General features: G+C 67.8%; 21 protein-coding genes. 14 read left to right on the forward strand and 7 right to left on the reverse strand.

The genetic code is table 11. The annotated features are described in order from the left end of the window. Positions 1-140: 140 nt before the first annotated feature. A complete protein-coding gene (locus LF63_RS04915; RefSeq protein ID WP_043100033.1) occupies positions 141-2,276 on the reverse strand; it encodes a M13 family metallopeptidase in 2,136 nt (711 codons plus the stop codon). Positions 2,277-2,454: 178 nt separating this feature from the next. Then, the gene (locus LF63_RS04920) at positions 2,455-3,141 is read right to left on the reverse strand and encodes a DUF502 domain-containing protein (protein ID WP_043100034.1); all 687 of its coding nucleotides are present in this window, start codon (positions 3,139-3,141) and stop codon (positions 2,455-2,457) included. 134 nt (positions 3,142-3,275) lie between these two features. Between LF63_RS04920 and LF63_RS04925 the strand changes: the two genes are divergently transcribed. Continuing rightward, on the forward strand, positions 3,276-3,803 hold the full coding sequence (locus tag LF63_RS04925; protein ID WP_043100035.1) for an RNA polymerase sigma factor: 528 nt from the start codon (positions 3,276-3,278) through the stop codon (positions 3,801-3,803). A 2-nt stretch (positions 3,804-3,805) separates the two neighbouring features. Further along, positions 3,806-4,450: a hypothetical protein gene (locus LF63_RS04930; RefSeq protein ID WP_043103194.1), complete on the forward strand. Its 645-nt coding sequence runs from the start codon at positions 3,806-3,808 to the stop codon at positions 4,448-4,450. Here LF63_RS04930 and LF63_RS04935 read toward each other — a convergent pair. Then, entirely contained in the window at positions 4,447-4,938 is a 492-nt protein-coding gene (locus LF63_RS04935) for a DUF4442 domain-containing protein (protein ID WP_052394709.1), read from the reverse strand. The genes LF63_RS04930 and LF63_RS04935 overlap by 4 nt on opposite strands. A 187-nt stretch (positions 4,939-5,125) precedes the next feature. Beyond that, the gene (trxA, locus tag LF63_RS04940) at positions 5,126-5,998 is read right to left on the reverse strand and encodes a thioredoxin (protein ID WP_043100036.1); all 873 of its coding nucleotides are present in this window, start codon (positions 5,996-5,998) and stop codon (positions 5,126-5,128) included. Positions 5,999-6,129: 131 nt separating this feature from the next. Here trxA and LF63_RS04945 point away from each other — a divergent pair, with 131 nt between their 5' ends. The 4 genes from LF63_RS04945 to LF63_RS04960 are packed head-to-tail and all read left to right on the forward strand — an operon-like array spanning position 6,130 to position 9,674. Beyond that, positions 6,130-6,744, forward strand: a complete 615-nt coding sequence (locus LF63_RS04945; RefSeq protein ID WP_043100037.1) for a paraquat-inducible protein A — start codon at positions 6,130-6,132, stop codon at positions 6,742-6,744. After that, positions 6,741-7,394: a paraquat-inducible protein A gene (locus LF63_RS04950; protein WP_043100038.1), complete on the forward strand. Its 654-nt coding sequence runs from the start codon at positions 6,741-6,743 to the stop codon at positions 7,392-7,394. Before LF63_RS04945 ends, LF63_RS04950 begins: the two co-directional genes overlap by 4 nt. After that, positions 7,387-9,063: a PqiB family protein gene (locus LF63_RS04955; protein ID WP_043100039.1), complete on the forward strand. Its 1,677-nt coding sequence runs from the start codon at positions 7,387-7,389 to the stop codon at positions 9,061-9,063. The genes LF63_RS04950 and LF63_RS04955 overlap by 8 nt, the downstream gene beginning before the upstream one ends. Continuing rightward, positions 9,060-9,674 (forward strand): PqiC family protein, encoded by a 615-nt coding sequence (locus tag LF63_RS04960; protein ID WP_052394711.1) that lies wholly within the window; start codon positions 9,060-9,062, stop codon positions 9,672-9,674. Before LF63_RS04955 ends, LF63_RS04960 begins: the two co-directional genes overlap by 4 nt. 16 nt (positions 9,675-9,690) lie before the next feature. Here LF63_RS04960 and LF63_RS04965 read toward each other — a convergent pair whose 3' ends face one another. Then, positions 9,691-10,464, reverse strand: coding sequence for an ABC transporter permease (locus LF63_RS04965; RefSeq protein ID WP_043100042.1), 774 nt, complete (start codon positions 10,462-10,464; stop codon positions 9,691-9,693). Further along, positions 10,461-11,318, reverse strand: coding sequence for an ATP-binding cassette domain-containing protein (locus LF63_RS04970; RefSeq protein ID WP_235205268.1), 858 nt, complete (start codon positions 11,316-11,318; stop codon positions 10,461-10,463). The genes LF63_RS04965 and LF63_RS04970 overlap by 4 nt, the downstream gene beginning before the upstream one ends. 238 nt (positions 11,319-11,556) lie before the next feature. Here LF63_RS04970 and leuS point away from each other — a divergent pair, with 238 nt between their 5' ends. From leuS to rlmH, 6 genes are all read left to right on the forward strand, one after another. Next, positions 11,557-14,277 carry a leucine--tRNA ligase gene (gene leuS / locus LF63_RS04975; protein ID WP_043100047.1) on the forward strand — a complete coding sequence of 907 codons (2,721 nt, stop codon included), beginning with the start codon at positions 11,557-11,559 and terminating at the stop codon, positions 14,275-14,277. A gap of 2 nt (positions 14,278-14,279) precedes the next feature. Further along, complete coding sequence (locus tag LF63_RS04980; protein ID WP_235205269.1) at positions 14,280-14,822, forward strand: LPS-assembly lipoprotein LptE; 543 nt, start codon at positions 14,280-14,282, stop codon at positions 14,820-14,822. A gap of 12 nt (positions 14,823-14,834) precedes the next feature. Beyond that, a complete protein-coding gene (gene holA / locus LF63_RS04985; protein ID WP_043100051.1) occupies positions 14,835-15,851 on the forward strand; it encodes a DNA polymerase III subunit delta in 1,017 nt (338 codons plus the stop codon). Then, complete coding sequence (gene nadD, locus LF63_RS04990; protein ID WP_043100053.1) at positions 15,848-16,483, forward strand: nicotinate-nucleotide adenylyltransferase; 636 nt, start codon at positions 15,848-15,850, stop codon at positions 16,481-16,483. Before holA ends, nadD begins: the two co-directional genes overlap by 4 nt. A gap of 76 nt (positions 16,484-16,559) precedes the next feature. Beyond that, positions 16,560-16,976 (forward strand): ribosome silencing factor, encoded by a 417-nt coding sequence (gene rsfS / locus LF63_RS04995; RefSeq protein ID WP_200877533.1) that lies wholly within the window; start codon positions 16,560-16,562, stop codon positions 16,974-16,976. Positions 16,977-17,099: 123 nt separating this feature from the next. After that, complete coding sequence (gene rlmH, locus LF63_RS05000) at positions 17,100-17,570, forward strand: 23S rRNA (pseudouridine(1915)-N(3))-methyltransferase RlmH (protein WP_043100055.1); 471 nt, start codon at positions 17,100-17,102, stop codon at positions 17,568-17,570. Positions 17,571-17,584: 14 nt separating this feature from the next. Here rlmH and LF63_RS05005 read toward each other — a convergent pair whose 3' ends face one another. Next, entirely contained in the window at positions 17,585-17,821 is a 237-nt protein-coding gene (locus tag LF63_RS05005) for a hypothetical protein (protein ID WP_152569251.1), read from the reverse strand. Between the two features lie 105 nt (positions 17,822-17,926). Here LF63_RS05005 and LF63_RS05010 point away from each other — a divergent pair, with 105 nt between their 5' ends. Next, complete coding sequence (locus LF63_RS05010; protein WP_043100058.1) at positions 17,927-18,508, forward strand: Maf family protein; 582 nt, start codon at positions 17,927-17,929, stop codon at positions 18,506-18,508. A gap of 152 nt (positions 18,509-18,660) precedes the next feature. Further along, positions 18,661-20,151 carry a ribonuclease G gene (gene rng, locus LF63_RS05015; protein ID WP_043100059.1) on the forward strand — a complete coding sequence of 497 codons (1,491 nt, stop codon included), beginning with the start codon at positions 18,661-18,663 and terminating at the stop codon, positions 20,149-20,151. Positions 20,152-20,192 lie beyond the last annotated feature (41 nt).

The raw sequence follows: 20,192 nt of genomic DNA on the forward strand, positions 1-20,192 counted from the left end.
GAACGCTTGCGGCTTGCGTGTCCCGAACCTTGCCGGGCGCGGAGGGCGTGTCATCCGGGCATAAAAAAGGGCGCCGCACGAAGCGGCGCCCTGGAAGAAGCGATCCGCAGCGCGGGATGCGCTGCGGACAGCCGTCGGTGTTACCAGATCTTCACCTGCTGGTCGCCGGAGCGGACCATCTTGTCGCCGGGCTTGCACTGGAACGCCGTGGCGAAGGCCGTCATGTTCGACGGCGCACCGATGGCGCGGAACTGCATCGGCGCGTGCGGATCGGCGTTCAGCAACACCATCTGGCGCTTGGGACGAATCTCGCCGCGCCACACGCGGGCCCAGTTCAGGAAGAAGCGCTGGTCCTCGGTGTAGCCGTCGATCTTTTCGCTGGCTTCCTTCGGGTGGTTCTTCAGCGCGGTCTGCAGGGCGTCGTAGGCGATGTTGAGGCCGCCCAGATCGGCGATGTTCTCGCCCAGGGTCAGCTTGCCGTTGACGTGCAGGTCCGGGTGATCCGGCAGCGGGGTGTAGGCATCGAACTGCTTGACCAGCTTGTCGGTGCGCGCGTCGAACGCCTTGCGGTCGGCCTTGGTCCACCAGTTGTCCAGGTTGCCGTTGCCGTCGAACTGGCTGCCCTGGTCGTCGAAGCCGTGGCTGGACTCGTGACCGATCACCGCGCCGATGCCGCCGTAGTTGATGGCGTCGTCACCGTTGGCATAGAAGAACGGCGGCTGCAGGATCGCGGCCGGGAAGTTGATCGTGTTGTCGGTCGGGTTGTAGTACGCGTTCACCGTCTGCGGCGTCATGCCCCACTCCTTGCGGTCGGTGGGCTTGCCGATCTTGGCGATGTCGTAGTCGTAGTTGAACTTCTGCGCCGCCTCGAGGTTGGCGTAGTAGTTGTCCTTGCTGATGCTCAGGCCGTCCCAACTGCGCCACTGATCCGGATAGCCGATCTTCGGCAGGAACTTGGACCACTTGTCCAGCGCCTTCTGCTTGGTCTCGGCGCTCATCCAGTCGAGATTCTCGATGCGGTTCTTCAGCGCCGCCAGCACGTTGTGCACCAGTTGGTCGGCGCGTTCCTTGGCTTCGGGCGGGAAGTACTTCTTCACGTACAGCTGACCCAGGGCCTGGCCCATGGAGCCGTTGACGGCGCCGAGCGCACGCTTCCAGTCGGCCTTCTGCTGCGGCTGGCCGCTGAGGGTCTTGCCGTAGAAGTCGAAGCTGGCGTCGACGAACGGCTGCGACAGCGCGTCGGCGGCGCCGGAGATGGTGTGGACCTTGAGATAGGCCTTCCACTCGTCCAGCGGCGCGGTCGCCAGCAGGTGGTCGAATTCCTTGAAGAACTTCGGCTGCGACAGCGAGAAGCCCTTGTCGACGGTCACGCCCTGCGACTTGAAGAAGGTGTCCCAGTTGAAGTGCGGGGTGACCTTGTTGGCGTCGGCAACGGACACGAAGTGGTACTGGTTCTTCGGATCGCGCAGCTGGACGCGCGGAATCGAATGCTTGGCCAGCTCGGTCTCGAACTTCATGGCCAGGTCGGCCTGCTTCTTCGCCTCGGCCGGCTTGTCGCCGGTCAGCTCGAACAGCTTGCCGAGGTACTTCACGTAGGCGTCACGGACGTCCTTGTACTTGGCGTCGGTGTAGTAGGCCGGCGTCGGCAGGCCCAGGCCGCTCTGGAAGGTGTAGGCGATCTGCAGCTTGGCGTTCTTGAAGTCGGCGTCGGAGCCGAAGTTGAACACGCGGCCGTCACCCTTGGCGAAGGACTGGTCCAGCCACGGCTGCAGGTCCTTGCGCGAGGTGATCGCGTCGATCGAGGCCAGGTCGGGCTTGATCGGATCGAAGCCGGCCTTGTTGCGCGCGTCCATGTTGAGGGCCGAGCTGTACAGCCAGCCGATCTTCTGTTCGATGGAGCCGGCCGGCGCGCTGTCCGCGTCCTTGGCGGCGTCTTCGACCAGCTGATGCTGGTCCTGCAGGCTCTTCTCGCGCAGTTCGTTGAACGAACCCCACGAGGTCTGATCGGCCGGAATCGGATTGGCCTTCACCCATTTCGCGTTGACGAACCCGTTGAAATCGGTGCACGCGTTGATGTTGTTGTCCAGGTCCGCGATGTTGAACACCGGCGCGGTGGAGGCGCTGGCCGGCGCACTCGACATCTTGGCGACAGTGGCGGCCTTGGCGGGTGCGGGCGCGGGCTGCTTGGCGCTGTCGTCGCCGCCCTTGCTGCAGGCGGTCGCGGCCAGCGTCAGGCTCACGGCCAGCGCCAGCGGTTTCAGCATGTGCTTGTTCATCTAAGGGTTCTCCTCCGGATAAGGGCGGTCAGACAGGGAAGTGCGAAGGCGTGCGCAGTGCCCCCGTGGCGCACGCATTCAGGGTTGCCAGACTAGGACAGAAGTCACGCGAGCATACAGTGTCGAAGGTCAGGGGTGTATCGTGCGGCGGGGCTGCAACCGGCCTGCATGGCGGGCTTCAGGCGGAGGTCGGCGGAGCCGGCGTCTGGGCTGCCCGGCGGCTGCTGGAAAGGCTCGGCAGGGTGTCCGGCGCGACGGCGCCGCCGGAGATGATGAAGGCCATGGCCTGGTCCATGGTCCAGTCGGTCGGGGTCAGCTGATCGACCGGCACCACTTCGAGGTAGCCGCCGGTCGGATTGGGCGTGGTCGGGATGTACACCGCGGCCATTTCCCGGTTGCTGCCTTCCTCGCGCATGACGCGGGTGACGAACCCGACCACCTTCATGCCCTCGCGCGGAAAATCCACCAGCACCACGCGTTGCACCTGATCCGGGCGCGTCTGCAGCACGTTCATGAGCTTCTTGGTGCCGCCATAGATGGTCTGCACCAGCGGAATCCGTTCGAGCAGCGTGTCGAAGGCGCTGAGCATGCGCTGGCCGATCACGCGACTGGCCAGCCAGCCGAGCAGATACAGGCCGACCACGGTGAACAGCAGTGCGAGGATGTTCAGCAGCCAGCGTACGCTCAGCGCCTGCGCGAGATGTGGCGCGACCAGGCTCATCGCATTCAGGATGGCGTTGACCAGCGGCGTGCCGATACTGGCCAGCAATCCCAGCACGAACGAGAACACCAGCCAGGTGATCCACAGCGGCAGGAAGGTCAGCAGACCGGTGAGCAGATAGCGTTTGAGGCGTAGCGGACGCATCGTCGGTACTCGGCACGGGAGAGCGTCATTGTAGGCACATTGGCGATATCTGCAGCGGCGCAGTCGCTGGGCGTGTTGTGATGAAGTCGCGCGCCGTGCGAATCATGGGTGGAATGCCGGGGACGACACGCATCATGAGCGCACGACGACGACAAACGGAGTTCACGCGATGGCTGGCGGAGCACCAGCGCATCGTGTTCAAGGTGGCGGCGACGTACGCGCACCGGACGCACGATCGCGACGACCTGGAGCAGGAAATCTGCACCCAGGCCTGGCGTTCCTTCGCCCGCTACGACCACGCGCGCGCGAAATTCTCGACCTGGCTGTACCGGGTCGCGCTGAACGTGGCCATTTCCCATGTGCGGCGACAGACGCAGGTCGCCGCGACGCGCACCGTGCCGCTCGAGGATACACATCTGGAACATCTCGACGGCGGCACGCCGGTGCACGAACCGGATGCGCGCATCGAGTGCATGCATCGCCTGATCGGGACACTCGATCCCCTGCATCGCGCGCTGATGCTGCTGTATCTGGAAGACCGCAGTCATGCGGAGATCGCCGAGATTCTCGGCATCAGCACCAGCAACGTCGGCACCAAGCTGCATCGGATCACGCGCGAGCTTCGCCAGCGCATGCAACCCCACCAAGACATCGGAGCATGACCGTGGACACCAATGACATGAAGATGGCCTGGCAGATGTTCGACCGGCAGCTCGCGCAGCAGCGCACCCTGCAACTGCAGTTGTTCCGCGAAAGTCGCATCGACAAGTTGCATCGAGGTCTGCGCCCGCTGGTCTGGGGTCAGTCCCTGCAACTGCTGCTCGGCGTGCTGCTGGCGACCTGGGCGGTCGGTTTCTGGGTGGCGCATCGCGGCGCGTTTCTGCTGCTGATCAGCGGCCTGCTAATGCAGGGCTTTGGCCTGCTGCTGGTGATGACGTCGGCGCGCGTGCTGGCGCTGCTGCGGCGGATCGACTACGGCGCGCCAGTGGCGACGATACAGCGTCAGCTGGCCGACCTGCGGCAGTGGCGCGTGCGCGTGGAGTCGCCCGTGCATGCGGTGGTCGGCAGTTTCATCTGGGTGCCGGGCCTGATCTGCGCGCTGGCGACGACCGGTTTCCATGCCTGGGGACCGGGCCTGATGTGGTGGGCGGTGTCGAGCGTGCTGGTCAGCGTCGGTCTGCTGGCGATGGCCGTATGGTTCGCGCGGCGGCATGGCTACGGCGCGCGGATCGAGGCTCGCGCGGCCGGCACCAGCGTGCAGCGCGCGCGGCAGGCGCTGGATGAGCTGGAAGGTTTCCTTCGCGATTAGGCGTCGGGCGACGTCGCTTGGACGGCATCCGCGGCGTTGCGCGCATGCGGCTTGCGGCGCACGTACAGCTGCTTGCGCACGCGCGCCACCAGTTCACCGGCATCGTCGACGACGTCGATGTCGAACCAGCGCAGCACCTTGCCGCCGTCCGCGGCGGCGCTGCGCAGGTCATCGACCATCGCCTGCGTCAGCCGGAAGTGCGCGTGCACGTTGGTGCGGCCGGGCGCGACGAAGTCGATGGCGCCGGCCTTGTCCCACACGTAGTAGTCCTTGCCCAGACGCTGCATCGTCAGCAGCATCCAGAACGGGTCGGTCATCGAGAACAGGTTGCCGCCGAACTGGGTGCCGACGTAGTTGCGGTTCCACGGACGCAGCTTCAACGTCACCCGCGCCTCGCTCCAGTCCGCTTCGATGGCGCGCACGCGGATGCCGTTGCACAGGAACGGCGGCCAGAGATTGAGCAGACGGCGAAGCGTGCGGGCGCGCATGTGCAGTGGTCGTGCGGTGGAGGGTATGCCAACCATACCTTCGCGTATGGTCGATTGTCATCCTGTCCAGATGTCGAGCCGGCCAGCGCGCCGCATGGGCGACGGAGCGCATGCGCCGCGCGCCGCGCACCCATGAGACAACATTCGAGAATGCGTTCGGGCGAGCGCAGGGTCGCCCGGCACCGGTTCAGAACAGGGTCGAGGCCATGCGTCGACGGTAGTCGCCCACCAGCGCCGCGTCGTCGAGGATCTGGAACGCGGCGAGCAGGCGCTGGCGCGCGAGGCCTTCGTTCCAGTCGCGCTGGTGACGCAGGATGTGCAGGAACTGGTCCAGCCCCTCCGCCGGTGCATCGCTCAGCACCAGGCGCACGCCGAGCAGGTCGCGCGCGGCCCAGTCGTCGGCATCGCGTTCGATGCGCTGGCGCAGCGTGTCGGCATCCGGCGCCTCGTCGAGCGCCTCGGCCAGCTGCAACTGGCCGCGCAAACGCGCCGCGCGGTCGTCGGTGGCGAGGTTGGCGGGCAGGGCGTCGAGCGCGCTGCGTGCCGCCTCGAAGTCGCCGGCGCGCAGCTGCGCCAGGGCCAGGTCGAGCTTCAGGCTTTCGTCGTCCGGGCGCGCGGCCATCTCGGCGCGGATGCGCTGCACGGCGTCGGCGGCGGATTCGGTCGCGGTGTCCTCCACTGCATCCTGCATGTTGTCCGGCGTCTCGATCAGCGAGGCCGGCTCGACGTGCTTGGCCAGGAATTCGCGCAGCTGGCCTTCCGGCAGCGCGCCGGCGAAGCCGTCGACCGGGCGGCCGTCGATCAGCAGCGCCACGGTGGGCACGCTGCGGATGCCGAACATGCCGGCCAGCTCCTGGTTGGCGTCGACGTCGATCTTGGCCAAGCGGAACGCGCCGTTGTATTCCGCGGCGAGTTTCTCCAGCAGCGGGCCGAGCGCCTTGCAGGGCGCGCACCAGGTGGCCCAGAAGTCGATCAGGATCGGGGTCTGCATGGACGCCTGCAGGACGTCGCTCTCGAAGTTTTCCGGGGTGACGTCGAAAACGTGTGCGTTCGTGCTCACGGGAGCTCCGGGATGAAGTGATGCTGCATCAGGTCGGGGCGATCGGCGGCAAATCAAGGCCGCATGCGGCGCGAGTCGGCGTTCGGCTTGCGCTCAGCGTGACGCGCGCGCTTGATGGATAATCGGCGCTCATGGAGCCGTCCGCCCACAGTCTGGTGATTTGCGAACATTGCGATGCGGTGCATCGCAAGCACGAACTCGCGCGCGGCGAAGTGGCGCGCTGCGTGCGCTGTCAGGCGGTGCTGTACCGACGCCCGTGGCTCAGCCTGGACAGCATGTTCGCGCTGGCGCTGGCGGCGGCGATCACGTTCTTCATCGCCAACGTCTGGCCGATCGTGACGCTGGAACTCAACGGCCACGCCAGTTCGGCGACGTTGTGGCAGGCCATCGTCGCGACCTGGAACGACGGCGTTGGCGTGGTGTCGGTGCTGGCGGCGCTGATGCTGTTCTTCTTCCCGATGCTGCAGGTGCTGCTGTTCGGCTGGGTGCTGGGGTTCCTGCGCGCCGGGCGGTTGCCGCCGGGCTTCATTCCCATCATGCGCGTGCTGCACGCGATCCGTCCGTGGAGCATGGTCGAGGTGTTCATGCTCGGCACGCTGGTGGCGGTGGTGAAGGTGGGCGACATCTTCGAGGTGATCCTGCAGCCGGGCATCTGGGCCTTCGCCGCGCTGACCGTGTTGCTGGCGCTGGTGGCCTCGTTCGACGTGCGCCGCATCTGGCTGTTGAAGCGGGAGTGCTGCGGATGAGCGAACCGCGCATTTCCACCGCAAGCGAACTGGGCATCGTGGCCTGCCATTGCTGCGGTCAGCTGTGTCGCCACGTACAGGGCGACATCTGCTGCTCACGCTGCGGCGCGCGTCTGCATCGGCGCAAGCCGGACAGCCTGGCGCGCACCTGGGCGCTGCTGCTGGCGGCGATGATTCTGTACATCCCCGCCAACCTGCTGCCGATCATGCGCACCGGCTCGCTGTTCGGCAGCGAGAGCAACACCATCCTCAGCGGCGTCGCCGAACTGTGGCGCGCCGGTTCATGGGACCTGGCGGTGATCGTGTTCGTGGCGTCGATCATGGTCCCGCTGATGAAGTTCGCGGCGTTGCTGGTGCTGCTGATCAGCGTGCAGCGACGCAAGGCCTGGCGCGCGCGCGGCCGCGCCCACCTTTTTCGCCTGGTGGAGGGCATCGGCTACTGGTCGATGCTCGACGTGTTCGTGGTCACCCTGCTGGTGGCGCTGGTGCGGTTCCAGCTCACCCAGGTCGATCCGGGGCCGGGCGTGGTGTACTTCGGACTGGTGGTTGTGCTTACCATGCTGGCCTCGATGAGTTTCGATCCGCGGCTCATCTGGGACCACGCCGAGTCCGTGGACGACGGGAAAGCAGAGGAAGTCGAGCATGACTGAGCGCGAGTCGCACGGGGACACCAACGACCTGCCCGCGCCGCAGATCGCGCGGCGCAGGCGCTGGCAGCTACCGCTGATCTGGCTGGTGCCGGTGGTGGCGGCGGTGGTCGGCCTGTCGCTGGTCGTGCATGCGCTGATGTCGGAAGGCCCGACCATCACCATCAGCTTCAAGACGGCCGAGGGCATCGAGCCCGGCAAGACCCAGGTCAAGTTCAAGAACGTGGTGATCGGCAAGGTGCACACCGTGGCGCTGAGCAAGGACCGCGGCACCGTGCTGGTGCGCGTGGACCTGGAAAAACGCTACGACTATTTCGCCAGCGACGGCAGCCGGTTCTGGGTGGTGCGGCCGCGCGTCGGGTTGGGCGGCGTGTCCGGACTCAGCACGCTGTTCTCCGGCGCGTACATCGGCGCCGATACCGAGAGCGGCGATCGTCACGAGGAACGCAGGCGATTCAAGGGCCTGGAAACGCCGCCGCCGCTGACCCACGGCGAGCCGGGCAGCACCTTCACGCTCGACAGCGACGACCTGGGTTCGCTGGACATCGGTTCGCCGGTGTATTTCCGCCGCATCCAGGTTGGACGCGTGGTCAGCTACCGGCTCGACGAGGATGGCAAGGGCGTGCAGCTGCAGGTATTCGTCGATGCACCCTACGACCGCTACGTCACCGACCAGACTCGGTTCTGGAACGCCAGCGGCGTGAACGTCGCGGTCGATGCGGGCGGGCTGAAGGTCAACACCGAGTCGCTGGCGACCGTGGTGGCCGGCGGCATCGCCTTCCAGGCGCCGGATTACGTGCGCAACGACAAGCGCGCCACGGCGAGCACGCATTTTGAACTGTTCGACAGCCGCGACAAGGCCATGCAGCCGCCGGACGGACCGCCGTTGTGGCTGCACATGCGCTTCCATCAGTCGGTGCGCGGTCTGGCCAAGGGCGCGACGGTCGATTTCGAGGGCATCTCGATCGGCGAGGTCAAGCGCATCAGCGTCGAGTACGATCCGGTGAAGAAGCGTTTCCCGGTCGACGTCACCGCGGTGATCTATCCGCAGCGCCTGGGCCGCGCGCACGAGCAGTTCGCCAAGCGCATCGGCGATGCCTACGAGAAGAATCCGGGGCTGGGGCTGGCCGTGCTGATCAAGCACGGACTGCGCGCGCAGCTGCGCAGCGGCAATCTGCTGACCGGGCAGCTGTACGTGGCGCTGGACTTCTTCCCCAACGATCCGCACCAGGAACTCGATCCCAAGCAGCGGCCGTTGCGCGTGCCCACCGTGCCGGGCAGTTTCGACCGCATCCAGGAGCAGGTGGCGCACATCGCCGACCGTCTGGACAAGGTACCGTTCGACCGCATCGGCCAGCATCTGGATCAGAGCCTGCAGGGCATTGATGCGCTGCTCAAGCAGCTCAACGGCAAGCTGGCGCCGCAGGCGAGCGAAACTCTGAAGCAGGCACAGACGACGCTGCGTTCGCTGGACGGCAGCCTGTCCGGCGACTCGCCGCTGCAGCAGAACCTAGGGCAGACGCTGTTGCAGGTGCAACGCGCCGCACGTTCGCTGCGCGTGCTGACCGATTATCTGGGACGTCATCCCGAGGCGTTGCTGCGCGGCAAACGCAACAACGCGCCGCCGCCAGAAGCGCCGCCCGCGCCGGCGAGCAAGGAGAAGCAGCCATGAGTTCACGCTTGCGTTCAATGGTTCCGGCCGTTCTGGTGCTGGCGCTGACCGCCTGCGCCTCGGCGCCGACGCAGTTCTTCACTTTGCTGCCGCAGACGACGACATCGGCGTCTGCGCCGGCGGCGGCCTACCGCATCGCGGTGCTGCCGGTGACGATTCCGGCCCAGGTCGACCAGCCGCAACTGGTGGTGCGGCAGAGCGACGATCGCGTGGCGCTGCTGGAAGGCGAGCAGTGGATCGGTCCGCTGGGGGACCAGATCCGCGCGGCGGTGTCCGATCGGCTCGGTCGCGATCTCGGCGCCGTGGATGTCTACGGTTTGCCGCAGGCCGACACGGGCACCGTTTTCCGCATCAAGCTCGACGTGCGCCGCTTCGAGTCGGTGGCCGGTCAGTACGCGCAGATCGACGCCGCCTGGAGCGTGCGCGAGCATGGAGCGAAGGGAGCGGGCGGGTCGACGATGAGCTGTGCCAGCACGATCAAGGAGCCGGTCGGCGACGGTTATGCCGCGCTGGTGCACGGTCACCAGCAGGCGCTGGCGGCGCTGTCCGAGCGCATCGCCGACGTGGTGCGATCGATGGTCGCGGGCGATACGCCGAGCTGCCCGCGCTAGGGCGATGCAGCGGCGCTCAGTCGCTGTCGAGCAGCAACAGGTCCAGCAGCGCCAGCGCCGTGAACATGAGGCCGCCGCCGACGCCGAGCAGCGCGGCGAGCGTGGCGTGCTGACCCGTGCCGGCGAAGGCCTGGATCGGCAGCGTCCACGGGAACCAGGTGCCGAAGCGCGCCGACTGACCGATGATGAAGCCGGCGATGGTCGCCACGATGCCGACCGCGACGGCGACGGTGAAGCTACGCCAGCGCAGCGCCACCCAGCCCTGGATCGCCACCATCAGGGCGCTGGCGGCGAGGCTGGCGGCGACCGGCGGCAGCAGGCGTCCCAGGTGCGGCATGCCGTGCATGCCGGCATCCGGCGAGAGCAGCGCGAGCAGCCAGCCCGCCAGCGGCGTCAGCGCCAGCAGGATCAGTTCCGCCGCGATCACCATGCCGGCCAGGATCAGCAGCTTGGCGAGGTAGTGCACGACGCGTGGCGTCGGCATCGCCAGCAAATGCTTCCACTGCCGGTTGCCGTGCTCCAGGCCGGCCAGCAGCGCCGCCTGCAGCGTCACGAACAGCGGCAGCATCAGTAGTGTCCACAGCGAGAACAGCGCGCGGCCCAGGTTGTACCAGGCCTGGACCGGGTCGCTGGCCTTGCCGGTCGCATGCCCGCCACGTGCCTGCACGGTGAGGATTTCCAGCACCATCAGCAGTGCGATGGCCAGCGGTGCCAGCAGCACCATCCACAGCGCCAGGGTGTGACGCAGCTTGAGCGTTTCGGCGTGCAGCGCGCGCAGCAGAGCGTTCATGCGGCGTCCTCGCGGTCGGCGGTGAGTTCCAGAAACAGCGTCTCCAGCGAGCGCCGGCTGCGGGCGACATGGTGGACGGCATGGCCGCGTTCGACCAGCAGGCGGTTGATGTCGTGGTCGGGCCGGCGCGGGTCGGCGATCAGCACCCGTCCGTTCGCGTCGAGCGTGGCGGCTTCGCCGTCGGCCTGCAGTTCGACGCAGGCGCGCGGACCGTCCGTGCAGCCGATCTCCAGGCGCTCGCCGTAGTGCGCGCGCAGCGCGGACTGCGGCCCCTGGAACAGCAGCCGGCCGTGATCGATCACGCCGACATGGGTGGCGATCTGCTCGACCTCGCCCAGCAGGTGACTGGACAGGAACACCGTCAGCCCGAGTTCGCGCGCCATGCGCTGGATGAAGCCGCGCATGGCGACGATGCCGGCCGGGTCGAGGCCGTTGGTCGGTTCGTCGAGCAGCAGCAGGCGCGGTTCGCCGAGCAGGGCCTGGGCGATGCCGAGTCGCTGACGCATGCCCATGGAGTAGGCGCTGACGCGGCGCTCGGCTTCGCTGCGCAGGTCGACGATGTCCAGCACGGCGTCGATGCGCGTGCGCGGCAGGCCGAGCAGGCGGCGGCCCACGTCCAGGTTCTCGCGCGCGCTGAGGTGCGGGTACAGCGAAGGCGATTCGACCATCGCGCCGACATGGCGCAGCGCGCGGCGGTCGGCGCGCGTCAGGGTTTCGCCGAACAGGCGGATCGCGCCGCGCTGCGACCGCAGCAGGCCGAGCAGCAGGCGGATCGAGGTGGTCTTGCCGGCGCCGTTGGGTCCGAGGAAACCGTAGATCGCCCCCTGCGGCACCGCCAGGTCCAGCGTCTGCACGCCGTATCCGCCGGCGAAGCGGCGTGACAAATCCCGTGTCTCGATGGCCTGCATGTCTACCCCCGGCGGTCTTGTGTGCCGCCCCCTCGCGCGATGGATCTGTGTCACACCCTACCGAGAGCGATTCAGCGGCCACAAGCCTGCGCATCGGCAGGCTTGGCGCTCTCCGGGCGCTGCGGTACGCTGCACGGTCCTGTCGCAGGCCCGCTGCGCATCGCCTTTTTCGAAGATCAACGGTATGTCCGACACCTACGAACCGCGGACGGTGGAAACCGCCGCTCAGGATTTCTGGAAACGCACGCACGCCTTCGAGGTGCGCGAGGATGCGTCGAAGCCGAAGTTCTACTGCCTCTCGATGCTGCCGTACCCGTCCGGCGCGCTGCACATGGGGCACGTGCGCAACTACACCATCGGCGACGTCATCAGCCGTTTCCAGCGCATGCAGGGCCGCAACGTGCTGCAGCCGATGGGCTGGGACGCCTTCGGCCTGCCGGCCGAGAACGCCGCGATCAAGCACAACACCGCGCCGGCCAAGTGGACGCGCTCGAATATCGAACACATGCGCGGCCAGTTCGCGCGCATGGGCTTCGCCTACGACTGGTCGCGCGAGTTCGCCACCTGCGATCCGGACTACTACGTGCACGAGCAGCGCATGTTCGTGCGCCTGTTCGAGAAGGGCCTGGCCTACCGCAAGAACTCGGTGGTGAACTGGGACCCGGTCGATCAGACCGTGCTGGCCAACGAGCAGGTCATCGACGGTCGCGGCTGGCGCACCGGCGCGCTGGTCGAGAAGCGCGAGATTCCGCAGTGGTTCCTGAAGATCACCGACTACGCGCAGGAACTTCTCGACGGACTGGACACGCTGCCGGGCTGGCCCGACGCGGTCAAGACCATGCAGCGCAACTGGATCGGCCGTTCCGAAGGCCTGGAAATCCGTTTCGACGTGGCCGACAGCGATGTCTCGCTGACCGTGTTCACCACGCGCCCGGACACGTTGATGGGCGCGACCTACGTCGCCGTCGCCGCCGAGCATCCGCTGGCGATGCAGGCGGCGAAGGACAACGCCAAGCTGGCCGAATTCATCGAGACCTGCCGCCAGGGCGGCACGTCCGAGGCCGAGCTGGAGACGCAGGAAAAGCGCGGCATGGACACCGGCCTGGAGGTCGTGCATCCGCTGACCGGCGAGACGCTGCCGATCTGGGTCGCCAACTTCGTACTGATGGGCTACGGCACCGGCGCGGTGATGGCGGTGCCGGGCCATGACGAGCGCGATCACGAGTTCGCGCAGCAGTACGGCCTGCCGATCAAGATGGTGGTGGTCGACGCCGGCGTGGTCGATGCGCTGAGGGAACTGCAGCACGATCTGGCCGCCGGCGTCGGCGCCGATCCGCTGCGCAATGCGCTGCGGGGCACGCATACCGATGCCTACGACGCCAACACCGCGGTGCGCGTGGTGGAGTCCTTCGAGCATCGCGTGCTCAACGAGGCGGCGTTCACCGAGTACGGCACGCTGGTCAACTCCGGCGACTTCGACGGCCTGGACTTCCAGGGCGCGTTCGACGCCATCGCCGCGAAGCTGGAGGCCGACGGTCGCGGCGCGCGCAAGGTCAACTGGCGTCTGCGCGACTGGGGCGTCAGCCGCCAGCGCTACTGGGGCTGCCCGATCCCGATCGTGTACTGCCCGACCTGCGATGCCGTGCCGGTGCCCGAGGACCAACTGCCGGTGGTGCTGCCCGAGGACGTGGCCTTCACCGGCGTGAAGTCGCCGATCAAGGCCGACCCGGAGTGGCGCAAGACCACCTGCCCGAAGTGCGGCGGACCGGCCGAGCGCGAGACCGACACCTTCGACACCTTCATGGAGTCGAGCTGGTACTACGCGCGCTACACCAGTCCGGGCGCGGCCACCCAGGTTGACGGGCGTGCCGACTACTGGCTGCCGGTCGATCAGTACATCGGCGGCATCGAGCACGCGATCCTGCACCTGCTGTATTTCCGCTTCTATCACAAGCTTCTGCGCGACGCGGGGCTGGTGACGTCGGACGAGCCGGCCACGCGCCTGCTGTGCCAGGGCATGGTCGTGGCCGACACCTTCTATCGCGAGCAGGACGACGGTTCCAGGCACTGGTTCAATCCGGCCGAGGTGGCGGTCCAGCGCGATGAGAAAGGGCACGTGACCGGTGCGGTGCTGGCCGCCGACGGCCGGCCGGTGCGCATCGGCGGCACCGAGAAGATGTCCAAGTCGAAGAACAACGGCGTCGATCCGCAGGTGATGATCGACAAGTACGGCGCCGATACCGTGCGTCTGTTCTCGATGTTCGCCGCGCCGCCCGAGCAGTCGCTGGAATGGAACGAGGCGGGCGTCGAGGGCATGGCGCGCTTCCTGCGCCGGTTCTGGCGCGAAGTGGCCACCCACGTGGCGCAGCCGGATCATCCCGAGGTCGATCCGGCCGCGCTGGACGGCGCGCAGAAAGACCTGCGCCGGCAGCTGCACGAGACCATCCGCAAGGTCGGCGACGACTACGGCCGCCGGCAGAGTTTCAACACCGCCATCGCCGCGCTGATGGAACTGCTCAATCACGTCGGCAAGTTCGGCGACATGAGCGACCAGGGTCGGGCGGTGCGGCACGAGGTGCTGCAGACCATGGTGCTGCTGCTGAACCCGATCACGCCGCATACCAGCCACGCGCTGTGGCAGTTGCTGGGCCATGCCGAGACGCTGATCGAGGACCAGCCGTGGCCCGCCGTCGACGAGGACGCGCTCAAGCGTGACGCGGTGACGCTGGCCGTGCAGGTCAACGGCAAACTGCGCGGCACCGTCGAGGTGGCCGTCGATGCGCCGCGCGAGGACATCGAGCGACTGGCGCAGGACCTGCCGGGTGTGCAAGCCTTCACCGAGGGCAAGACCGTGCGCAAGGTCATCGTCGTGCCCGGAAAAATCGTCAACATCGTGGTGGGATGAAGATGGACAAGCGCTGGTTGCGTGTTTCCCTGTGTGCCGGCCTGGCGCTTTTGCTGAGCGCCTGCGGCTTCCATCTGCGGCGCGGCGCGCAGCTGCCGCCGGGGATGGAAAAGATCCACCTCACCGTCAACGGCGGCGGCGATCTGCAACGCGAACTGGCGCGCACGCTGGAGATCGCGGGCGCGACCCTGGTCGATCAGTCCGGACCGGGCGTGGCCGAGTTCCGCGTGCCCGTGGCGCGCTTCCGTCAGACCGCGCTGACCTTCACTGGCCGTGCCCGTGTCGGCGAGTACGAGGTGCGCTATCAAGTCCGCTTCGACGTGGTCGACAGCCAGGGCAAGACGATCGTGCCGCTGCAGAGGATCGAGCTGTCGCGCGAATTCACCTACGACGCCACGCAGCCGGTCGGCACCGAATCGCAGACCGAGGAGATTCACAACAGCCTCACCAGCGACGCGGTACAGGCGATCCAGTTCCATCTCCGCGCCGCCGCCGAGCGTGCCGCCGTGCCGGCAACCGCGGCCTCGTCCGCCACGGCAGGCTGACCCGCGCCGCCCATGCCCGTTCCCGCCGCCCGCTGGCCGCAACAGCTCAAGACCGATGCCCTGCAGCCGGTCTACCTGCTGGTCGGCGAGGAAATGCTGGTGCTGGAAGCGGCCGACGCCCTGCGCGCCCGCGCCCGCGAGCTGGGCTACACCGAGCGCGAGGTGCTGAGCGTCGAGTCGGGCTTCGACTGGGACGATCTGGCGCGCGCCGCGGCCGGCATGTCGCTGTTCGCCAGCCGTCGCCTGATCGACCTGCGCCTGCCGACCGGCAAGCCGGGGCGCGACGGGGCCAAGGCGCTGACCGCGTTCTGCGAGGACCTGCCGCCCGACACGGTGCTGCTGGTGACCTGCGTGACCTGGTCGAAGAAACACGAGGGCGCCTGGACCAAGGCGCTGGACAAGGCCGGCGTGCACGTCGTGTTCTGGCCGCCGCGTGCGCAGGAGATGCCGTCCTGGATCGGTGCGCGCCTGGCGCGGCACGGCATCCAGGCCCAGCCGGCGGCGCTGGCGCTGCTGGCCGAGCGCGTCGAGGGCAATCTGCTGGCCGCCGCGCAGGAAGTCGACAAGCTGGCGCTGCTGCATCAGGGCGGACGCATGGACGCCGCGACCATGGAAAGCCTGGTCGCCGACAGTGCCCGTTACGACATCTTCCGACTCAGCGACGCGGCCTTCGGGGGCGATGCCCCGCGCGCGCTGCGCGTGATGCGCGGTCTGCAGGCCGAGGGCGAGGAGCTGATTCCGATGCTGGGCTGGCTGGTCAGTCAGCTGCAGATCGCCCTGCGTCTGGCGGCGGCCAGCGACTTCGCCGCGCAGGCCCGCGCCGAGCATCTGTGGCAGGCGCGCGAGCAGCTGTTCCGTCAGGCGCTGCGCCGCGCCCCGCGCGAGCACTGGCAGTCCTGCCTGGCGCAGGCCGCGCGCATCGACCGCATGACCAAGGGCCGCGAAGGCGGCGATCCGTGGCGCGAGACCCAGCGCCTGGTCGCGCGCATCGCCGATCCGCGCGGTACGCGCAGCCTGGCCGACGCATGAAGCCGATCGCGATCTTCGGCGGCACCTTCGATCCGGTGCATCTGGGTCATTTGCGCGCGGCGTGGGAAGCGGCCGAGTACCTGGATGCCGAGGTGCGCATGATGCCGGCCCGCGTGCCGCCGCATCGACCGCCGACCCGCGCCAGCGCCGAGCAGCGCGTGGCCCTGCTGCGCGCCGCGCTGGAAGGGCAGGACCGGCTGCGCATGGACACCCGTGAGCTGGACCGCGAGGGGCCGTCCTACAGCGTCGATACGCTGCTCGACCTGCGCGCCGAGTTCGGGTCGACGCAGCCGCTGGTGCTGTTGGTCGGCGCCGACGCTTTCGCCGGCCTGGATCGCTGGGATCGCTGGCGGCAGCTGTTCCAACTGGCGCACATCGGCGTGCTGACCCGGCCGGGCGTGCGTGCGGACGGCAGCGAGACGCTGCGCGAGGCGGTGCGCGCGCGCCGCACCGACCGTCGCGAGGAGATTCATGCCTCCGCGCACGGTCGCGTCATCGACGTGCCCGTCACCGCGCTGGACATCTCCGCCAGCGCGGTGCGCGCGCAACTGGCCGCCGGGCGCGAACCGCGCTACCTGCTGCCGCAGGCGCTGCTGCGCGATCCGGCGCTGCTGAACGTCTATCGCGATTGAAACACGACGGTGCGCGGCTGGCGTTATACTGCCGGCGAACGCGCCGACCGGCGCGTCTGACCGAGGTGCATGCCACTTGTCTGCAAGCCAACCATCCGCTCAAGCCACCGTTTCCGCCCACCCCTCCGATCAGCTGCTGCGCAACCGCGTCGTTGCCGCGCTGGAGGACCTGAAGGCCAAGGACGTCATCGAGATCGACGTTCGCGGCAAGACCTCCATCGCCGATCTGCTGATCATCGCTTCCGGCACGTCCAGCCGGCACGTCAAATCCATCGCCGACGAGGTCATCAAGTTCGCCAAGCAGGCGGGCGTGCTGCCGCTCGGCGTGGAAGGACAGGCCGAGGCCGAATGGGTGCTGGTCGATCTGGGCGACATCATCATCCACGTCATGCTGCCGCGCATCCGCGAGTTCTACGGGCTGGAACGCCTGTGGACCGTCGGCGACGGCATCGAGGATGACGACGCGCCCGAGGCCCAGCGCCAGGCCGACTGAGCGAGACGCACGGCGACGCTGTTCGCGTCGCGCGTGCATCCACGGCTGCGGCGCGCGACGCCGCGGCATCGGATCGGGCGTCCTGCGTCCGCGCCGATTTTCTTCCGCTTCCGTGACGCGCCCATGCATACACGCATCCTGTCCGTCGGCGAGCGCATGCCCTCGTGGGTGAGCGAGGGCTTTGCCGAATACGCCAAGCGACTCTCGCACGAATTGCCGTTGGAGTTGGTCGAGATCCGTCCCGGCGCGCGCGGCAAGGGGCGCGACGTGCAGCGCGCCATCGACGACGAGGCCAAGGCCGTGCTGGCGGCGCTGCCGCGCGACACACATGTCGTGGCGCTGGACGGTCGCGGCAAGGTCTGGTCCAGCGAGCAATTGGCTGGGCATCTGTCCGACTGGCGCATGAGCGGGCGCGACCTGGCGTTTCTGATCGGCGGCCCGGACGGACATGCGCCAGCCGTGCTGGAACGTGCCGATCAGCGCTGGTCGCTGGGCGCGCTGACGTTGCCGCACATGCTGGTGCGGCTGGTGCTGGTCGAACAGCTGTATCGCGCGGCGATGATCGCCGCGGGCCACCCCTACCACCGCGCCTGAACGGCGCGCGGCGCTCAGCGGCGCGTTTCGCGGGCGCGCCGCAGCAGCAGTCCGAGCAGCGCCAGTCCGCACAGCAGCTTGATCAGGATGACCAGCCCCAGCCCGCTCTCGTAGCCGAGCACGAAAGCGCCCGCATCGTGCTTCTGCGAGGCAGCCAGAGTGTGGATCTGCGACATGGTGGCGCCGTCGAACACGCTGACGGCGTTCTGCACGGTGGACAGCAGCAACAGCACGCCGCTCACGGCCAGCACGGTTTTTTCCGGGATGCGCATCCCTTCGACCTCTCTTTATTCCCCACCCTGAAGATTAGCAGCTTCTTTCTGGCGCGCGTGGTCTGCGCTCAGTATGCTGGTCGGATGCTCTATCTCGCCTCCAAGTCGCCGCGTCGTCGGCAATTGCTCGAACAGATCGGCGCGGCGTTCCGCGTGGTCGATGTCGACGTGCCGGAACGCCGCGCCGCAAGCGAATCGCCCGAGGCCTACGTGCGCCGCGTGGCGCGCGACAAGGCACGTGCGGGGCTGCAGACGGTCGACGCGGAAGACGCCTGGGTGCTGGGCTCGGACACCGAGGTCGTGCTCGGCGACGAAGTGTTCGGCAAGCCGCAGGACGCGGCGCAGGCCTGCGCGATGCTGCGCAAGCTGGCCGGTGCGACGCATCGGGTGATCTCCAGCGTCTGGCTGCTGGGCGCGGCGGCCTTCGAGCGCGAGGCGACGTGCGTGTCCGAGGTGCGTCTGGCGCGCATGTCCGAGGACGACATCGCCGCCTACGTCGGCACCGGCGAATCGTTCGGCAAGGCCGGCGGCTACGCGATCCAGGGGCGCGCCGCGGCCTTCGTCGAGCATCTTTCCGGCAGCTATTCGGCGGTGATGGGCCTGCCTCTGCACGAAACCGCGATGCTGTTGCGCGAGGCCGGACTGTGGGCGCCCGGCGATGCATGAGTGCACGCCCAGGAACCGCGCTTCCTTCGTCGAGGTCCATATACAACGAGACACGTGCGCCGCGTCGCGCTACCGGGCCCCGGTGAGCCGCATGCGTCGACAGGTTCCGCACGCACCGGCTATAACGATGCAGCGCGGAGGGAGTTCAGTCGGTGAGTGAAGAAATCCTGATCAACGTCACGCCCCGGGAGACCCGGGTGGCGGTGGTCGAAAACGGCATGATGCAGGAGGTATACCTCGAGCGCGCTTCGCGCCGCGGCTACGTCGGCAACGTGTACAAGGGCCGTGTGCAGCGGGTGATGCCCGGCATGCAGGCGGCGTTCGTGGATATCGGGCTGGAGCGCGCGGCGTTCCTGCACGCCTCGGACATCGTGCGTCCCGCTGTGTCCGCGGGCAACGGCGACAGCGTTCCCGCACAGAACAACGGCAACGGTGGCGCGCCGTCCATTTCCAGCCTGGTGCACGAAGGGCAGGAGATCGTGGTGCAGGTCATCCGCGACCCGATCAGCAGCAAGGGCGCGCGCCTGTCCGCGCACCTGTCGATTCCGTCGCGCTATCTGGTGCTGCTGCCCTACGCCAAGACGCTGGGCGTGTCGGTGCGGATCGAGGACGAGGACGAACGCCAGCGCCTGAAGGACATCCTCGGCGACCTGATCGGCGAGGACCCGCTGGGCTACATCGTGCGCACCAATGCGGAAGGCCAGTCGGCGACCGCGCTGGCCTTCGACGTGACCTACCTGGGCAAGGTCTGGCGCGTGGTGCAGGAGAACATCGCCAGCAGCAAGGTCGGCGAGCGCGTCTACGAGGAGCTCTCGCTGCCGCTGCGCGCGCTGCGCGACCTGCTGCACGAGGGCATCGAGAAGGTACGCGTGGATTCGCGCGAGACCTACGACAAGGTCTGCAAGTTCGTGCACAAGTTCATGCCCGAACTGGACGAGCGCATCGAGCACTACGACGGCGAACGACCGATCTTCGATCTGTACGGCGCCGAGGACGAGATCCAGCGCGCGCTGCGCCGCGAGGTGCCGCTGAAATCGGGCGGGCATCTGGTGGTCGATCAGACCGAGGCGATGACCACCATCGACGTCAACACCGGCGCCTACCTCGGTTCGCGCAATCTGGAAGAGACGGTCTACCGCACCAACCTGGAAGCCGCGCAGGCGGCGGCGCGTCAGCTGCGGCTGCGCAATCTCGGCGGCATCATCATCATCGACTTCATCGACATGGTCGACGAAGAGCACAAACGGCAGGTGCTGCGCACGCTGGAGAAGGCCCTGGCGCGCGATCACGCCAAGACCACGGTGTATCCGATGTCGGCGCTGGGGCTGGTGGAGATGACGCGCAAGCGCACCACCAAGAGCCTGGAATACCAGCTGTGCGAACCGTGTCCGGCTTGCGACGGCCGCGGCACGCTGAAGACGCCGGAGACGGTGACCTACGAGATTTTCCGCGAGATCACCCGCGCCGTGCGCCAGTTCGACGCCGAGAAGCTGATGGTGCTGGCCAGTCCGGTGGTGGTCGACCGCATCCTGGAAGAAGAGTCGGTCGGTGTCGCCGAACTGGAGGAATTCATCGGCAAGACCATCACCTTCCAGGCCGAGGACCACTACGCGCAGGAACGATTCGATGTGGTTCTGCTCTGAGCGCGTGTCGCTGAACCGCTGTCGCCCGATCCGGCAGGCGG

Origin of the sequence: Oleiagrimonas soli (assembly GCF_000761445.1) — a bacterium.
Classification (GTDB): Bacteria; Pseudomonadota; Gammaproteobacteria; order Xanthomonadales; family Rhodanobacteraceae; genus Oleiagrimonas; species Oleiagrimonas soli.

Coding starts and splice junctions, on each gene's coding strand:
- LF63_RS05010 (WP_043100058.1), top strand. CDS start 17,927: ATGCTCTATCTCGCCTCCAAGTCGCCGCGTCGTCGGCAATTGCTCGAA.
- LF63_RS04950 (WP_043100038.1), top strand. CDS start 6,741: ATGAGCGAACCGCGCATTTCCACCGCAAGCGAACTGGGCATCGTGGCC.
- LF63_RS04955 (WP_043100039.1), top strand. CDS start 7,387: ATGACTGAGCGCGAGTCGCACGGGGACACCAACGACCTGCCCGCGCCG.
- LF63_RS04965 (WP_043100042.1), bottom strand. CDS start 10,464: ATGAACGCTCTGCTGCGCGCGCTGCACGCCGAAACGCTCAAGCTGCGT.
- LF63_RS04960 (WP_052394711.1), top strand. CDS start 9,060: ATGAGTTCACGCTTGCGTTCAATGGTTCCGGCCGTTCTGGTGCTGGCG.
- leuS (WP_043100047.1), top strand. CDS start 11,557: ATGTCCGACACCTACGAACCGCGGACGGTGGAAACCGCCGCTCAGGAT.
- LF63_RS04945 (WP_043100037.1), top strand. CDS start 6,130: ATGGAGCCGTCCGCCCACAGTCTGGTGATTTGCGAACATTGCGATGCG.
- rlmH (WP_043100055.1), top strand. CDS start 17,100: ATGCATACACGCATCCTGTCCGTCGGCGAGCGCATGCCCTCGTGGGTG.
- LF63_RS04980 (WP_235205269.1), top strand. CDS start 14,280: ATGGACAAGCGCTGGTTGCGTGTTTCCCTGTGTGCCGGCCTGGCGCTT.
- LF63_RS04920 (WP_043100034.1), bottom strand. CDS start 3,141: ATGCGTCCGCTACGCCTCAAACGCTATCTGCTCACCGGTCTGCTGACC.
- LF63_RS04915 (WP_043100033.1), bottom strand. CDS start 2,276: ATGAACAAGCACATGCTGAAACCGCTGGCGCTGGCCGTGAGCCTGACG.
- nadD (WP_043100053.1), top strand. CDS start 15,848: ATGAAGCCGATCGCGATCTTCGGCGGCACCTTCGATCCGGTGCATCTG.
- LF63_RS04935 (WP_052394709.1), bottom strand. CDS start 4,938: ATGCGCGCCCGCACGCTTCGCCGTCTGCTCAATCTCTGGCCGCCGTTC.
- LF63_RS04925 (WP_043100035.1), top strand. CDS start 3,276: ATGAGCGCACGACGACGACAAACGGAGTTCACGCGATGGCTGGCGGAG.
- holA (WP_043100051.1), top strand. CDS start 14,835: ATGCCCGTTCCCGCCGCCCGCTGGCCGCAACAGCTCAAGACCGATGCC.